12 protein-coding genes are annotated in these 15,564 nt (G+C 58.6%); 3 read left to right on the plus strand and 9 right to left on the minus strand.

Going from position 1 to position 15,564, the window contains the following annotated elements; genetic code table 11:
- Positions 1–9: 9 nt before the first annotated feature.
- From AACL53_RS06305 to AACL53_RS06315, 3 genes are all read right to left on the minus strand, one after another.
- Positions 10–420 (minus strand): glyoxalase/bleomycin resistance/extradiol dioxygenase family protein, encoded by a 411-nt coding sequence (locus tag AACL53_RS06305; protein ID WP_339083597.1) that lies wholly within the window; start codon positions 418–420, stop codon positions 10–12.
- A 70-nt stretch (positions 421–490) separates the two neighbouring features.
- Positions 491–1,744 carry an RNA polymerase sigma factor gene (locus AACL53_RS06310; RefSeq protein WP_339083599.1) on the minus strand — a complete coding sequence of 418 codons (1,254 nt, stop codon included), beginning with the start codon at positions 1,742–1,744 and terminating at the stop codon, positions 491–493.
- A 1-nt stretch (position 1,745) separates the two neighbouring features.
- Positions 1,746–2,135 (minus strand): YciI family protein, encoded by a 390-nt coding sequence (locus AACL53_RS06315; RefSeq protein ID WP_339083602.1) that lies wholly within the window; start codon positions 2,133–2,135, stop codon positions 1,746–1,748.
- A gap of 133 nt (positions 2,136–2,268) precedes the next feature.
- Here AACL53_RS06315 and AACL53_RS06320 point away from each other — a divergent pair, with 133 nt between their 5' ends.
- Positions 2,269–2,733, plus strand: a complete 465-nt coding sequence (locus AACL53_RS06320) for an SRPBCC family protein (protein ID WP_339083604.1) — start codon at positions 2,269–2,271, stop codon at positions 2,731–2,733.
- A 642-nt stretch (positions 2,734–3,375) separates the two neighbouring features.
- On the opposite strand, the gene AACL53_RS06325 is transcribed toward AACL53_RS06320, so the two are convergent.
- From AACL53_RS06325 to cydD, 6 genes are all read right to left on the minus strand, one after another.
- Entirely contained in the window at positions 3,376–5,874 is a 2,499-nt protein-coding gene (locus AACL53_RS06325) for an EAL domain-containing protein (RefSeq protein ID WP_339083606.1), read from the minus strand.
- A 289-nt stretch (positions 5,875–6,163) separates the two neighbouring features.
- Complete coding sequence (gene cydX / locus AACL53_RS06330) at positions 6,164–6,307, minus strand: cytochrome bd-I oxidase subunit CydX (RefSeq protein ID WP_339083608.1); 144 nt, start codon at positions 6,305–6,307, stop codon at positions 6,164–6,166.
- Between the two features lie 24 nt (positions 6,308–6,331).
- Positions 6,332–7,489: a cytochrome d ubiquinol oxidase subunit II gene (cydB, locus tag AACL53_RS06335; RefSeq protein WP_339083610.1), complete on the minus strand. Its 1,158-nt coding sequence runs from the start codon at positions 7,487–7,489 to the stop codon at positions 6,332–6,334.
- 4 nt (positions 7,490–7,493) lie between these two features.
- Positions 7,494–9,071 carry a cytochrome ubiquinol oxidase subunit I gene (locus AACL53_RS06340; RefSeq protein ID WP_339083612.1) on the minus strand — a complete coding sequence of 526 codons (1,578 nt, stop codon included), beginning with the start codon at positions 9,069–9,071 and terminating at the stop codon, positions 7,494–7,496.
- A gap of 75 nt (positions 9,072–9,146) precedes the next feature.
- Positions 9,147–10,835 carry a thiol reductant ABC exporter subunit CydC gene (gene cydC, locus AACL53_RS06345; protein ID WP_339083614.1) on the minus strand — a complete coding sequence of 563 codons (1,689 nt, stop codon included), beginning with the start codon at positions 10,833–10,835 and terminating at the stop codon, positions 9,147–9,149.
- Entirely contained in the window at positions 10,832–12,496 is a 1,665-nt protein-coding gene (gene cydD, locus AACL53_RS06350; RefSeq protein ID WP_339083616.1) for a thiol reductant ABC exporter subunit CydD, read from the minus strand. Before cydD ends, cydC begins: the two co-directional genes overlap by 4 nt.
- A 900-nt stretch (positions 12,497–13,396) precedes the next feature.
- Here cydD and AACL53_RS06355 point away from each other — a divergent pair.
- Both AACL53_RS06355 and AACL53_RS06360 read left to right on the plus strand, forming a co-directional pair.
- Complete coding sequence (locus tag AACL53_RS06355) at positions 13,397–14,710, plus strand: SLBB domain-containing protein (RefSeq protein WP_339083618.1); 1,314 nt, start codon at positions 13,397–13,399, stop codon at positions 14,708–14,710.
- Between the two features lie 47 nt (positions 14,711–14,757).
- On the plus strand, positions 14,758–15,558 hold the full coding sequence (locus AACL53_RS06360) for a glycosyltransferase family 2 protein (RefSeq protein WP_339083620.1): 801 nt from the start codon (positions 14,758–14,760) through the stop codon (positions 15,556–15,558).
- Positions 15,559–15,564 lie beyond the last annotated feature (6 nt).

A 15,564-nucleotide genomic window follows, 5' to 3' on the forward strand; every position in this document is an offset into this window, starting at 1 on the left:
CGCTCTATGTTATTCCTTTTTCACGGGACCGTTGACCGCCCAGAGGACGCCGAACGGATCCTTCAACTGACCGTAGCGATCGCCCCAGAACATATTGTCGACGGGCATTATGGCGGTGCAGCCGGCGTCGACGGCGCGATCATACCAGGCGTCGGCGTCGTCTACCTTGAGCATGACGCTGAAGCCCGCGGGCGGGACCCAAGGGTGGCCGTGCTCGGGATAGCAATCGCTCATCATGACCGACGCGTTGTTGATGTAGAGATGGGCGTGCATGGTGCGGCCCTTCTCATCGGGCGGCATCACCCATGCAACTTCGGCGCCGAACGCCTTCTTGTAGAACTCAACGGCTTTCACGGCGCCGTCGACGGAAAGATAACAAACGGCACCACCTTTGACCTGCGGGTGCGGATAGTCGGACATGAAAAACCTCCGTGTGCTGCGTCTCTAGGACGGACGTACAGGCGCCGATCCGACACCGTTTCGTGAAATTTTATTTCCGTTCCTGCATCAGCCGATCGAGGTGACGGCGAATGTGGGCGGCTTGCGCGGGGGTTCCAGCAAGTGCGATGGCGCGGTCGAAATCGGCGCGTGCTTCACTTGTGCGTCCAAGCTGCAATAGGAACGCGCCGCGTGCGCCGAAATAATGAAAATATCCGGATAATGCCTTTTCCAATGGTGCGATCATGGCAAGTCCGGCTTCCGGGCCATGCAACTTTGCAGTCGCTACGGCGCGGTTCAACGTGATGACCGGCGAGGGCTGCATCCGTTCAAGCGCCGCATAGAGTCCATCTATTCCAATCCATTCGGTATCGGCGGCAGTGGCGGCCCGGGCGTGTATTGCGGCAATGGCAGCCTGAACCTGGTAAGGACCCGGACGGTTGTGACGCATCGCCTTGTCGATCAGAGCCAATCCTTCGCTGATCAGCTTGGCGTTCCAACGCGAGCGGTCTTGATCTTCGAGCAGGACGGCTTCGCCGGATTCATCAAAGCGCGCCGGCAACCGCGACTGCTGCAACAGCATCAGCGCGATGAGGCCCATGATTTCCGGCTCTGTCTGGAAGAGGCGCAGGAGCAGTCGCGCCAGCCGGATCGCCTCGTCGCACAGCGGCGCGCGGTCTGGATCGTTTCCCGCCGAATATCCTTCGTTGAACAATAGGTAGATCATGGCGGCAACCGCCGCAAGCCGCTCTGACCGTTCGACGGGACCGGGCGCCTCGAAGGGCACATCGGCTTTCGCGATGCGGGCTTTTGCGCGCGTGATGCGCTGTTCCATCGCTGCATCGCTTACGAGGAAGGCGCGAGCGATCTGGGGCACGGTCAGGCCCGAGACGATGCGTAATGCCAACGCGATCTGCTGCGTCGCCGGAAGCTCAGGGTGACAGCAGATAAACAACAGTCTGAGTACATCATCGCGATAGTGCGAACCGTCCAGCCGATCAATCAGCGGCGCCTCGGCGTCTTCGAGGTTTGAGATGATATCGTGGGATGGGAGTTCGACATCGCGGTTGCGTTTGCGCGCACCGTCGAGCGCTGCGTTGCGCCCGACCAGGATCAGCCACGCAGTCGGATCGCGGGGCGGACCATTCTGCGGCCAGCTTTTCAGCGCGCGCAAGCAGGCTTCCTGGTATGCCTCTTCGGCGATGTCCATGTCGCGGAAATAGCGTAGCAGCGCCGCGACTGCCTGAGGCCTGGCGGCGGTCAGCGCGCCATGAATCCAGGCCGGGTCATGGATCACCTCGTTCATTTCAATAAGCCTTGATGCGATCCTTGGGTGCGTTGGGCCGTGCTTCAGGGAGATACAAGGCAACGGGGCGGATCTCGTACACACTCGTCGGGTTAGCGGCGGAAAGCTCGCGCGCGATTGCGAGGGCAGCGTCAAGGTCCGGGACGTCAATCACGTAGAAGCCGAGCAGCTGCTCTTTCGTTTCGGCGAAGGGGCCATCGATGACCATATCGGGTCCGCGGAGGGTCGTCGCGGCAGTGGTCGGCAACAGACGCAGGGCAGGGCCGAGCTTGCCTTCCTTCACGAGTCTTTCATGGACCGCATTCAGGCGGTTCATGACCGCATCGTCTTCCTCCTTGCTCCAAGACCAGACGACATCTTCCTTGTTGTAACAAAGCAGGGTGTAGAGCATGGCGTTTCCTTTGTAGCTTCCCGAGGACGGCTCACTATGCCCTGTCCCGACAGGAGGGCGAAAAAATAAATTCTCATCGTGATGTCGGACCGACTAATCGCTCGGCGTCCTAGTGTCCAAAGCTGGAGGTAACATGACAAAAGACACGTATGATCTCGTTCTTATCCGGTTGCTCGACGCGCCCGCGGACAAACTTTTCCGTTGCTGGACGGAAGCCGACCTCTTGAAGCAATGGTTCGCGCCTAAACCCTGGACGACACCGGAAGCCCGGCTCGATGTGCGGCCTGGCGGCGCCAGCAGCATCACGATGCGGAGCCCGGAAGGCCAGGACATGCCCAACACCGGCCAGTATCTGGAAGTGGTCGCTAACCGGAAGCTCAGCTTCACGGATGCCTTCACCGGCAATTGGCAACCGCGCGACGGGCAGCCTTTCATGGTGGCGGTCATCACCTTCGAGCCTGAGGGAGACAAGACACGCTACGTCGCGACCGTGCGCCACTGGTCGGAGGCCGACAAGAAAAAGCATGAGGAAATGGGTTTTCATAAGGGCTGGGGCCAATGCACCGATCAGCTCGAAGCTTTGGCACGAACGCTCTAGGAGGCTTCGGACTGTCATGACAGATCAACTATGCGGGTCTGCCCGACCTGATCAGCGGTCCGAACGGCGGCAAGGTGATGGCTGCCATGATGGGGATGACCAAGATCGATATACAGGCGCTGAAGGATGCTCGTGCAAGCTCGCAGACTTAACGAGCGGTGAGAAAACACAAGTCCAGTCGCCTCAAAGCCCAGCAGCCTCGCAAGGAATGCGATCACCATAGTGCATTCTTCCGCTTGCTCGCTTCGGCGGTTGAGGAGTGTCCTGCCCTTGCAGCCACCCGCCGGCGTTGAGCCAACAGGTGGCTGAGCCAGTCGAGCAATAGGCTCGATTGCGTTCGAGAATTGCACGACGTGGAGAAATGAACATGATCAGGTTGTTCGCTGTTGCCTTCTCTTTGGCCGTCGCAACCTCTGCGCATGCGCTGCCGATCTCGCCGCTTCATCAGCCGGACGGTGTGATCATGCAAGTGCGCTCGGGATGCGGCCCGGGCCGGGTGCGCGTCAATGGCATTTGCGTTGCGCGGACCACTATTCGCCATGCCCGCCGTGAAGTCCGCAGGTGCCGACGTTGGCACGGAGGTACGTGCATTCGGTGGCATTAGGTGTCAGGCGCGCGTTACGATCGCTCAGGCATTTGGGATCAAACTGCCAACTGCTGTAACGCGCTTGTCTGCCGTGCCAACAGTGAATGAATTTCTTTCGCCGGCCGGGGCTTGCTAAAAAGATAGCCTTGAACCTCGGTGCAACCTTCGCGGCGAAGCTGCGCAAGTTCCGCTTCCGTTTCGACGCCCTCGGCAGTGGTTGCCATGCCAAGGGCGCTTCCAATGTTTGCAACCGCTCGCACGATGGCGATCGAATCCGGATTGGCCGAGAGATCCTGTATGAACGACCGGTCGATCTTGATTTTGTCGAACGGAAATTTGCGCAGGTAGCCGAGGCTCGAATAGCCCGTGCCGAAGTCATCCATCGAAATGCGAACGCCGAGCGCACGCAGATCGTTGAGCATCGCGATCGTCGCATCGGTATCATGCAGCATGACCGTTTCGGTAATTTCGAGTTCGAGCCTGTGCCCCGAGAGCCCGGAATTCCCCAATGCAGCGGTCACCTGATGCACGAGCGCGTTATTCTTGAATTGCAAAGGCGAGAGATTGACAGCGACCTTAATGTGAGACGGCCACGCCGTCGCGTCGGCACAAGCGCGGTTCAAGACCCAGTTTCCGATGGTTCCGATAAGGCCGGTTTCTTCGGCGAGCGGGATGAAATCTGCAGGCGAGACCGTTCCTCGAGTCGGGTGCTGCCAGCGGACGAGCGCTTCGAAGCCGCTGATCTCATTGGTTTCGAGACGTATCAAAGGTTGATAGTAAAGCTCGAGTTCGTCCATTTCGATTGCCTGGCGAAGATCGACCTCGAGCGCGCGGCGTTCTTGCAATTTGGCGTCCATTCCGGGCTCGAAGAAGTGATAGGTCGCGCGGCCAGCCTCCTTGGCTTTATACATGGCCATGTCAGCATTTTTGATCAGCTGGTCAGCGGTTTCTCCATCTCCCGGCGCCATTGCGATGCCGATACTCACGCCGACGACAACTTGGTGACCGAGCACTTCAAAGGGTGCGCTCAATTCTGCAATGATGCGCTGAGCCAGGATCGTGGCGCCGAGAGGTTGGTCCGCGTCTATTTGCACGATGGCGAATTCGTCGCCTCCGAGGCGCGCGACGAGGTCGTGCTTCCTGACGCATGCACGCAATCGGTCTGCCACTGCCTGAAGCAATGCATCGCCAATGGGGTGGCCCAATGTGTCATTGACGGTTTTGAAGTGATCAAGGTCGAGACACAAGATTGAGACGCTACGTCCGTGCCCGATTTCTTTGAGCGCGATTTCCATTGCCTGGCGAAAGCGCAGCCTGTTGGGCAGATCGGTCAGAGCATCGTGATGGGCCATATGGGCGATCTTGGCGTCGATCTCCCGTCGCTCCGTGATGTCCTCGTGAATAGCAACCGAGCCACCATCGAGCATGGGCTGATGGGAGATCGCGATGAACTGGCCACCTGCGAGCTCGTCGACTGTGTAGATGGGCTTACGTTCCCGAACCGCCGCTATGCGGTCCTCGACGGAGAAGCCTTCGGCCTGGGGAAAGCGGCCGTTCGCGTGGCGAGCCTCCAAAATAGTACGAAGCGGTGTGCCGGTAACGGTGTGTTCGGGCTTTAATTCATAGAGCTCCGCATAACGGCGGTTGCAGACGATCAGATTCTGTTCGGCGTCGAACATGCAGAGACCTTGCGGCAGGTTGTTGATCGCGGCGTCGACGCGTGCGTACTGAACAGCCAAGGTTTCCTGCGCGGTCGCGAGTTTGGCGATCATCGATTGGAAGGAGCGCGCGAGCGTGCCGATCTCGTCGGCGCGCCCGAGGGTGCGATCGCCGTGTGCAAAAGTACGCGCGCCGCCCTCGCGAATGCGCAACGCCGTTTCAGTAAGCTGCCGCAAGGGGTGAGCTACGGAATAATGTGCGAGCGCAAGTGCCAGCATGACGATGAGGAAAGTGCCCATTGCCAGTGCTGCGATAATGATACGCAATTCCCGCACCTGTTCGTTCTGCGCGTCCGCCAGGGTTTCTCGAGATTCGCCACCCAGAATGTTCGTGAGCCGGTTCATCTGTGCAAGCGTGTCGTCGAGTGCCGCCTCAAAGCGGAGATCAAGCATCTCATCGATGCGACGCTGTTTGTCGCCAGACTGTATCGCGTCACGGATCTGACGTGCGGTCGCTTCGACGTGCCGGAGCTTGTCTCGGATTGCATCGCTATCTTGGGTGCGCGCCGGGAAATAGTCGGAAACCGCGTGCAGCCACTGACGCACCGCGGCGATTTGATTGGCGATCTCGTTGCTTGCCGCGCGGGCGGCCTCTGGTTCCGAGGCGGCCATGCTTTTGTAGGCTGCCAGGCCGACATTATTCAAAGCGGCCTTGGCTTCTGCCAATGCGAGGCGGGCAGGTGCTACGCGTTCGACCATTGTCCGATTGACGTGATCGAGGCTTTGCGCGCTGTGCAGCACATACCAATTTGCGAATGCAGATAGCGCGCCGAGGGTGACGATGAGCAACGCAGCTTTTGCAGCGATGCCGAAAGAAAAGGTGGTCGCGAATTTCATGGCATGAATGTACCGGTGGCCTCGGTACGCCATTAGGCAAAAAGTGTTTTGGATTTACTAATGCATTGAAAGAATGAAGTATTCCGGTTCTCGTATGACTGTTTTATGACAGTCGTTGCGTCACAGGCAAAAGCGTCGAGTTGGGTCAGCCGAAGGCAGAATAAACGCCTTGTGAAAATCACGCCGTTGAGCCGCGGGCTGAGCAAATGCGACTTATGCATTCGCTCAGCTGTGAGGGTCGCTGAAGGTTTTTCCGCTGACGGCAGCGCCCCCGAAAACGTGAGGCGTTCTACTTTCTTTTACCGCTGCTAGCGGGTAGCGCTGGGCGGGTGCGGGCCGCAGCAGCGTCCTCCATCAGCTCGTACCACATCGCATTGAGCACGGCGAAGGCGGCGGCGAGCGGCAGACCGAGCAGCCAAGCGAAATACCACATGATCAATCTCTCCTTTCGTTGGTCTCAGTACGCGTGGCCGCGTTCATCGCGGATCGCCTTTTCGTCAACCTTGCCCCACATCACGTGATAAACCCAGGTCGTGTAGGCGATGACGGTCGGCACGAAGATCACCGCGACCACAAGCATGATAAAAAGCGTCATGTGGCTCGATGAGGAATCCCAGACCGTCAGGCTCGATCGCGGATCGATGGACGACGGCAGGATGAACGGGAACATCGAGAGCCCGACCGTCGCGATAATGCCGAAGATCGAAAGCGACGTCGCAAGGATCGCAGCGATCTCCCGGCGCGCGCCCATGAAGACGAACGCTGCAGCTGCGCCGGCGATGCCAAACAATGGAGCGAGCATCATCCAGGGGTACGAACCGTAATTATCGAACCATGCGCGGGGCACTTTGGCGGCCGTTTTCGCCAAAGGATTCGACGGTCCGAGCGGGTTCACCGTGCTCGTGATGTGATAACCGTCAATTCCGGCCCAAAGCGCAACGCCGCCAAGGACGAAGAGGAGGACGGTCGCGAGGGCTGCGATTTTCCCGTAGGCTCGGGAGCGATCCGCCACGACACCTTTGGTTTTCAAAGCGAGCCACGCCGAACCGTGCATAACGAGCATTGCAACCGACAGAAATCCGCAGAGTAAGGCGAATGGATTGAGCAGCTCGAACAGCGTCGTTCCTTCGTAGAAGATGCGCAATTCATCGTTGAAGTGAAAAGGGACGCCTTGCAGGACGTTGCCGACGGCAACGCCAAAAATCAGCGACGGTACTGCGCCTCCCACGAACAGCGCCCAGTCCCAGGCGGTGCGCCAGGTCGCGTCTTCTCGCTTCGACCGGTACTTGAATCCTACCGGCCGCAGGATAAGGGCGAAGAGGATCGCGAACATCGCGAGATAGAAACCGGAAAACGAAACAGCGTAGAGCGGCGGCCAGGCCGCGAAGATCGCGCCGCCGGCGAGGATCAACCAGACCTGATTGCCCTCCCACGTCGGACCGATGCTGTTGATGACGACACGGCGTTCAAGGTCGGTTTTTCCTACGAACGGCAACAGCGTAGCAGTGCCGAGATCGAAGCCGTCGGTGACTGCAAATGCGATCAGGAGCACGCCGAGAAGAAGCCACCAGATGATGCGGAGGGTTTCGTAATCGATGAGTTGGTGGAGGATCATTTGTCTATTCCGCAGCGATGAGTGAAGGGGGAACGAGAACGGCTTCGGGCTCATCATCAGGTTTGGGTCCGCTTTGAATGGCGCGCAGCATAAGACCCATCTCGATGATGAAGAGGACGGTATAGATGACGATGAAACCGAGCAGCGTCAGGAGAACGGTCATTGCGCCGAGGCTCGAAACGGCTGCCGCTGTCGGCAGAATTCCTTCGATGATCCAAGGTTGCCGGCCGAATTCCGCGACGACCCATCCGAGTTCGGCGGCGATCCATGGGAGCGGTATGGCAAATACGGCCAGCCGCAGAAGCCACGGGTAATGATCGAGCCTACGCCGCGCGGACAGGTAGAAGAAAGTGCCCGTCAGCAGAATGAAGAAGAAGCCGAGACCGACCATGGTGCGGAACGACCAGAAGAGGGTAGGAACGCTCGGAACCGTATCCCATGCCGCTTGATCGATCTGAGCGTCCGTCGCCTTGCGCGGATCGTCGACATACCGCTTCAAGAGTAGTGCGTAGCCGAGATCGCGGCCGTCTTTCGCGAGCGCGTCGCGTGCCGCTTGCGGAACAGCCGACTGATCGCTCGCCGCGCGGATTTGCTGGACGGCGTCGTAAGCGGAAATGCCTTGCCGGATACGAACCTTTGCGTGCTCGACAAGATCTTCGATGCCGGGAATTTGGGTCGTCAGCGACCGGGTGCCGATCAAGCCCATCACCCAGGGGACGTGCACGGCGAAGTGGGTTTCACGTGATTCCTGATCGGGGAATCCAAAAAGGGTGAACGCGGCCGGCGCGGGTTCGGTTTTCCACATCGCCTCGATCGCAGCCAGTTTCATCTTCTGGTGCTCCGTCGACAGGTAGCCGCTTTCATCGCCGAGGACGACGACGGACAGGGCAGATGCGAGCCCGAACGATGCCGCGACCGTCATCGAGCGCTTGGCGAGATCGACGTAACGCCGATTGTATAAGTACCAAGCGGATACACCGAGGACGAATATGGAAGCGGTGACGTAGCCGGCCGAAACCGTATGCACAAACTTCGCTTGCGCGACCGGGTTGAACACCACCTCGAAAAAGTCCGTGACCTCCATTCGCATCGTTTGCGGATTGAACGCCGAGCCGACCGGGTTCTGCATCCAGCCGTTGGCAATCAATATCCAAAGCGCCGACAAGTTGGAGCCTATTGCGACGGCCCACGTCGCCATCAGATGCCCGACCTTCGAAAGCCTGTCCCAGCCGAAAAAGAAAAGGCCGACGAACGTTGCTTCGAGGAAGAATGCCATCAGCCCTTCGATGGCGAGCGGTGCGCCGAATATGTCGCCGACGTAGTGGCTGTAGTAGCTCCAGTTCATGCCGAACTGAAATTCCATGACGAGGCCGGTCGCAACGCCCAGAACGAAGTTGATGCCGAACAACGTGCCCCAGAACTTCGTCATCTGCCGCCAGATGGTTCTGCCGGTCATCACGTAGACCGTTTCCATGATGGCGAGGAGGACGGAAAGACCAAGCGTCAACGGCACGAATAGAAAATGATAAAGTGCGGTTACCGCGAATTGCAGGCGCGACAGCGCCACGATGTCGAGTTCCATCTTCTTTTCTTCCGGCCTACGACCGGTCCCCTTCCGTATTGGCGGCGCCGAACGGACGCCGCTGGTTCTATTCTTTCAATCTTGTCGCAACGCTGCGAGCGCCGGTTCGAAAGCCGCCTCGCCGCGTCGCGGGCTCGCAACGACGTGCCCTCGATTCATGATCAGCAACCGGTCTGCGATTTCGGCTTCCCGCTGGATGTGTGTCGCAATGACGAGCGTGCGGCCGTTCGCGTTGGCCTTGAGGCGCGCAATGACGTCGCGAGCTGTTGCGCCATCAAGACCTTCGGTTGGCTCATCCAAAAGCCAAAGCGGCGTGTCGCGAAGGAAGAGGCGCGCAAGAGCGAGACGGCGCCCTTCTCCACCGGAAAGTCCGAGGCCGCCTTCGCCAAGCCGCGTATCGAGACCTTTCGGCAGCCCCGCGATGTAGGCGCCCAATCCGGCCGCGGTGAGAGCCTGAAAAATCCGGCTATCGTCCGCCTTGGGATCAGCGAGACGTAAATTGTCACGCAGCGAATCCGCGAAGAGCTCTGTGCGCTGGGTCAGAAAAGTTCCGGGAACGCTTTCGACCTTGCCGTTCTCAATCGGGATCTCGCCGGCAATTACTCCCAACAGCGTCGACTTTCCGGCTCCGCTCTCTCCGATGAGAGCCAACCGCTCGCCGCTCCGAAGTGACATCGAAAGCCCGCGGATCAGCAACTGAGGCGCGTGTTCGTGCCGGACAGACACATGATCGAAGCTTACGGCAATACCACCGGGCGAATCGGAACGCTTGGGAGACGCCTCGGTCGAAAGACGCGGGCCGATGCGTCGGGCGGCGAGCCGCGTCCGGCCGAGTTCAATCGCGCCACGACGCAAAGCAGCGAATGGTTCAAGTGCGGCGACAACAATAAGGACGGCAAAGGACGCAACCGGAGCGTTGATGTTGCCGGATTCTGCGAGCGCGGTAACGACGAGAAGCATCGCCGCGATGAGAATGGCGTTCGCCATTCCGAACGCAGCTGCAACTGCTGTTTCGACGAAATTCAGCCGATCGTCGGCGTCGGCGAGTTTTCGGTCGGCGTCGGCAATCTTTCCGCGTTGAGCCGTCAACCGCCCGGCCATGACGAGTTCCGTTTGGCCGGAGACAAGATCGATCACGCGTGAGCGCAGCGCTTCGAGCGCATGAGCACGGCGTCGGGCAGGGCGCTCAGCGGCGTGTGCGGCGAGAAGGGGAACCGCGAGGCCTGTCGCAACGAGAAAGGCGCCGGCGGCAAATCCGACGATCGGATGAAGAAGCCCGAGAGCGATGCCGATGGCCAAAGCGGCTGCAAGCCCCGCGCCCAATGGCACGAGGACGCGCAAGTAAAGGGAATCCAGCGCGTCGACATCCTGCGTGATGCGAAAGAGAAGCTTCGCCGGACGCATGCGCAGTTCTTCCGCGGCACGCCTTTCGGACGAACCCCGGAAAAGATGCTCGCGCAGTTCGGCAAGAGTGCCGAGCGTCGCATCATGAGTAATCAGGCGCTCGCCGTATCGACTCGCCGTTCGTGCTAGCGCGAAGAAACGAATGCCAGCCGACGGAGAAAAGACGTCGAATGCGAGCGCTGTTGCTGCGCTCATACCGGCGATTGCCGTCGCGGTGATGAACCAACCCGAGAGCCCGAGCAAAGCGATGCCGCTCAGAATGGTCGCGGCGCTGATCAGCAACCCGAGGAGAAGCTTTCTGCGCGGTCCGTGCCGAAAAAGTTCGAGTACGGGTTTCAGGTCGTCGAAGGTCCGGGTCATGCCGCCTTCTCCAGGCGTAAGCGCCGGAAGTCGACGATCCGATCCATGCGTGCCGCAAGTCTCAGGTCGTGGGTCGCCACGATGAGCGTCTTGTTGCGCGCTAGGGTCAACAGATTGTCCGTTATTTCTTGCGTCGTATCGGCATCGAGATGCGCGGTCGGCTCATCGCCGAGGATGAGGGCGATATTGTCGCTTGCCGCGATACGTGCGAGCGCGAGACGCAGTGCTTCGCCACCGGAAAGTCCGATGCCGTTTTCACCCACGGTGTTCAACCCGCGCACCATGGCGATTTCATCGAGCCTCGCAAAGTGCAACGCGCTTGCAATTTTCTCCGGATCGCTGGGCCGCCCAAGGGTGATATTGCTGGCAAGCGTTCCCGCAAAGACGTGCGGCCGCTGGCCAATCCAAGCGATGCTTTTCCTTAAACTGGCAGCGGTTTCGTCGGAGAGCGGACAGCCCCCGATCGAGATTGCGCCGGACGTCGTAGGTATAAGGCCAGCCAACAGCGCGAGAAGCGTCGACTTGCCTGAGCCGCTCGGGCCTAGCAGTGCCACATGTTCGCCCGGCGCGACCGAAAGGTTGAAGCGATCGAAGACGGGCGTTTCGCTTCCCGGATATCGGAAGCTCAAGTTCATGATCTGAACGGCGGGCGCGCGGCGCTCAACGTGCGCGGTCTGTTGAACGTCACAATCGCTGCCGAGCATTCTGGGTCCACTCGCTGTGGCGAGGCGCGTGAGTTCATCGCGGGCGGCGCGGCCCGCGGCGCGGTCGTGCCAGGCGGACGAAAGTTCACGCAGAGGCTCGAAGAAAGCAGGTGCAAGAAGGAGAATGAACAGTCCTTCGCTCAAGCTCAAGGGCGCGCCCCAGGTGCCAAAATCCAATTGTCCGAGCAGGTGAAATCCGACGTAGACAGCGACCATCGCAACGCCGAGAGCCGAAAAAAGCTCGAGAACGGCCGATGATAGAAATGCGATTTTGAGAACAGCCATCGTCCGTTTGCGCAAGCTTTCGGCGTCGGCACGAAGCCTGCGTGCTGTCACGTCAACAGCGTCGAGGGAGCGGATGGTCGCGATGCCACGCAGCCGGTCGAGCAGAAATGCGTTCATGCCGCCCGCTTCGATGAGCTGGGCTTCGCTCGCTTGCTGGGCGCGCCAGCCAATCAGAGCCATGAAAATCGGGATGAGAGGTGCAGCAATGAGCAGCACAAAAGCTGCCGCCCAAGAGAGCGGCAGGACAGATACAAAGATGGCGACCGGTACGAAAACCGCTCGAATTCTCGCGATTTCGAAGCGGGCGAGATAAGGCACGATCATCTCGGCCTGTTCAACGAGGACGCTCGCGGCACGACCAGACGCCGGACGCGTTTGATCGAGTGGGGAGTGAGCAGCGAGTGCGGCGATCACACCATTTCTGGATGTCGTCACGGCCGCGCGCGCCGCACGGAACGCTATGCGGCTGCCCGTGCTCTCAAAAAAGGCCCTCAATATTCCGACAACGAGAACACTAAGGGCAAGCCAGCCGATGCGCTCAGAACCAGCAGCGTTTGCAATGTCGCCGATCGCGATGGCGATCAACGCCGCCTGAGGCAGCCACAGTAACGATGCTGCGATCTGAAGTGCTGCGCTTGCTTTGTTCGTGGCGATGTCCAAAGGACCTGACACCTCTCAAGTTCTCCCCACGGGCCACGGCGGCAAGCAGCGCCATTGGCCGAATCTTCCCGGCCGGATCAATTCAACATACCCGGGTCCCGAGCATTGACCAATATCAATGGGGATCAGGCTTCGGGAGGCAGCATCTTTGAGGAGGATAACTGCAAGAGTTTTTCTGATCGCGTTTTGGCGCGCCCATCGGAATCGGATCGAGGGCCTCTCGCCGTGGCGCTCGCCTAACGGCCAACAGCTCAATAAGGATTGGACCTTAAATCTGTAGCGGCAGTTATTAGGCCGCCGCTGAGGAGTGCGTACGCCGCACCTTCGGCGAGAATTGTGCTGGAGCTATTCGCGCTGAAGTCTTGAGCCAAACGCCGGTATTTCTCGCGGCGTTGATAACTGCTCCGTGCGTGTCGATTGGTGGAAGGAATCCATCGACATATGTGGCGCTGTTGAAGAAGCCTCAAAAGCTCTCGAAGATGACGAATCGCAAAATCAACGGCGCAATTATGAACGGAATATAGCACCGAGTTTGAGGCCAGCCGATTGCTATCCTGCTCAATTCGCAATTGGCGTCGGCGAAGGACCGTTTCTCCCAATCTCAATCGCCTGCAATTTACTTTCTATTCAGCGCATCGGAATTGGCAAGGCGGCTCCTGTCAGAAACGACAGCAGCGCGAACACGGCAAGTAGGTCAAGCAATTAGCAGAAGCATTTCGGTCTCTTAAGATCGCCCGCAGTGCTGCCAGTTGCGACGTCGTTTTCGTTCACTGTCCAAAGCCTGAACAGGTATTGAATATGCTGCTGAGCGTTGTGCGTCGAGCGTCGTCATTATTCAATCTGATGTTTCCTCTGGTTTTCCTCACTGTTTTCGCGTGGATTGCGTATCCAAAATTTATCGAGCCGGGCCTGGTGCGGTCGGCTGCCAGCAGCAAGGCGCCGAGCCTCAGCAGCACGGACGAGCTTGCCGCGGTAACAACACCAGCGATCCTTGATCGGTGGGAGCCGCCGGCACAACCCGTAACTCGACCCGGCGACAATTCCTTGATTTCGGTCGGCGACACGCTGCAGGTCGCGTTTTATGAGCGGCTGATCAATGAGGAAGACAAATGGTCGGCGCGAAGCTTTTCCAAGAGACCTGCAATCAGCTTTCAGCAACGCACGGAGTTGTCCGGGGAGTATGAAGTTCACGAAGACGGCACCGTCATCGTGCCGCTTCTCGGCGCCTTTCCAGTAGCCAAGCGTTCCGTTGCTGAATTCGAAGAAGATGCGAAGAAAGCCTTCGAACAACTCGTCGGCCGCTTTGCATTCATGAGCGTGACGATCAATCGCCGGCCTGTCTATGTCGTCGGTCCGGTGAAAAAGCCGGGCTACTATAAATTCACGGAAGGTCTGACGGTATTTCATGTCGTTGCACTGGCAGGCGGTTTTGAACGTACATCAGTCGATCTCGACCACATGCTGCAGGCGATCCGTGAAGTCGAGACGAAGCAAAAGACTGGCGACCGCCTGAAGAGGCTTTGGGCTAAGTTGGATGTCCTCAAAGCCGAGCGCGACGGGATAACGGCTGCTCCTTCTCGAAATCTGCTGCAGCTGTGTAACGACAGCGAGGCTTTCAGCCTCATCGCATCGGAGAACTCTGTGCGCCAATTAGCACTGCGCAATAGCCAAGCTCAGGCGGCTAACCTTGCTGCGTCTCTGCAGTCGGCGCGCGACGAATTGGAAAGCCATCAGAAGCTTCGGGATCAGGTCGAATCCGGCATTTCAGTCAGAACACAAAGACTCGCCGATTTAGACAGTCTTGGCGACAAAATCGGCCGTCCATTCCGGTCGCAAGTCGCTGCCGATCTCGGTGATTCGAAGGCGCGTGTCCAGGAAACGTCGGTCGCTCTTCACGCCGCCGAGGCGAAGGTTTCGCAACTGGAAAAAGACAAGCTGACATTCGAGAACCAAACAAAAATCGATCTACAGCAGCAGATCGTGGATCTGCAGTCCCAGATCGCCGAGGCATCCAGCACGACGTCCGCCAGTAGCGGTGCGCTCGATGCGATGCGAACGGCGTTGGCGATCAATGACGATGGCACTGATGGTGCGACGATGTTCCAGATTGTTCGGGGGCCGAGGACAAACCGGCAAGTGATCAATGCGACAGGGATGGAATCCGTCAATCCCGGCGATCTTGTCCGTGTGCTGGTCAATCCGCCGGCCAGCAAATCCCCGATGTAAAGCTCTTCGCCATTTCTCCTACCTTCCGCGTTCATGGAGTCGGATCCTTGAATATCGCCGCCATTCATTCTCAGGCTGTCGCCGACGCTCCGCTTAGGTTTCCCGGAGGTAAGCTCGATATTCCCAAGGTCAGTGTCGTCATGCCGACGCTGAATGAAGCCAACAATCTTCCGATTGTCTTCGCCAAAATGCCTGCATGGGTTCACGAAATCATCATTGTCGATGGCCGATCCACCGACAACACCCGCGAGGTCGCGCTCTCATTGCATCATGGGGTTCGCATTCTTGAAGAGCCGAAGAAGGGAAAGGGTGCTGCACTCAGAGCGGGCTTCGGCGCCGCGACTGGCGACATAATCGTATCCATCGACGCCGATGGCTCGATGAACGCCGACGAATTGATTCTGTTCGTTGCCGCTTTGATGTCGGGCGCCGACTTCGTTAAGGGCTCACGCTTTATCCAAGGCGGCGGCACCGAGGACATGTCAATTTTCAGGATGTCGGGCAATTGGGCGCTCACGCATATTGTTCGCGTGCTGTATGGCTCCGGATTTTCGGATCTTTGTTATGGATACAATGCCTTCTGGAAAAGGCATTTGCCGCTGCTGAATATCGCCTGCGACGGCTTCGAGATTGAGACCGCTTTGAATCTCAGTGCGCTCAGATCCGGTGTGAAGATTGTCGAAATTCCCTCCTTCGAAAAAAACCGGGTGCATGGGCAAAGCAATCTCAATGCATTTACCGACGGATTTCGTGTGCTCTGGACAATTATGAAAGAGATGTTCCGCCGGCAACCTTCGATAACTCACCAAAACGCGCCGTCGTCCGTAAACGGCTTTTTGAAATCCTGATAGCTT

This window comes from Hyphomicrobium sp. ghe19 (genome assembly GCF_902712875.1).
Classification (GTDB): Bacteria; Pseudomonadota; Alphaproteobacteria; order Rhizobiales; family Hyphomicrobiaceae; genus Hyphomicrobium_B.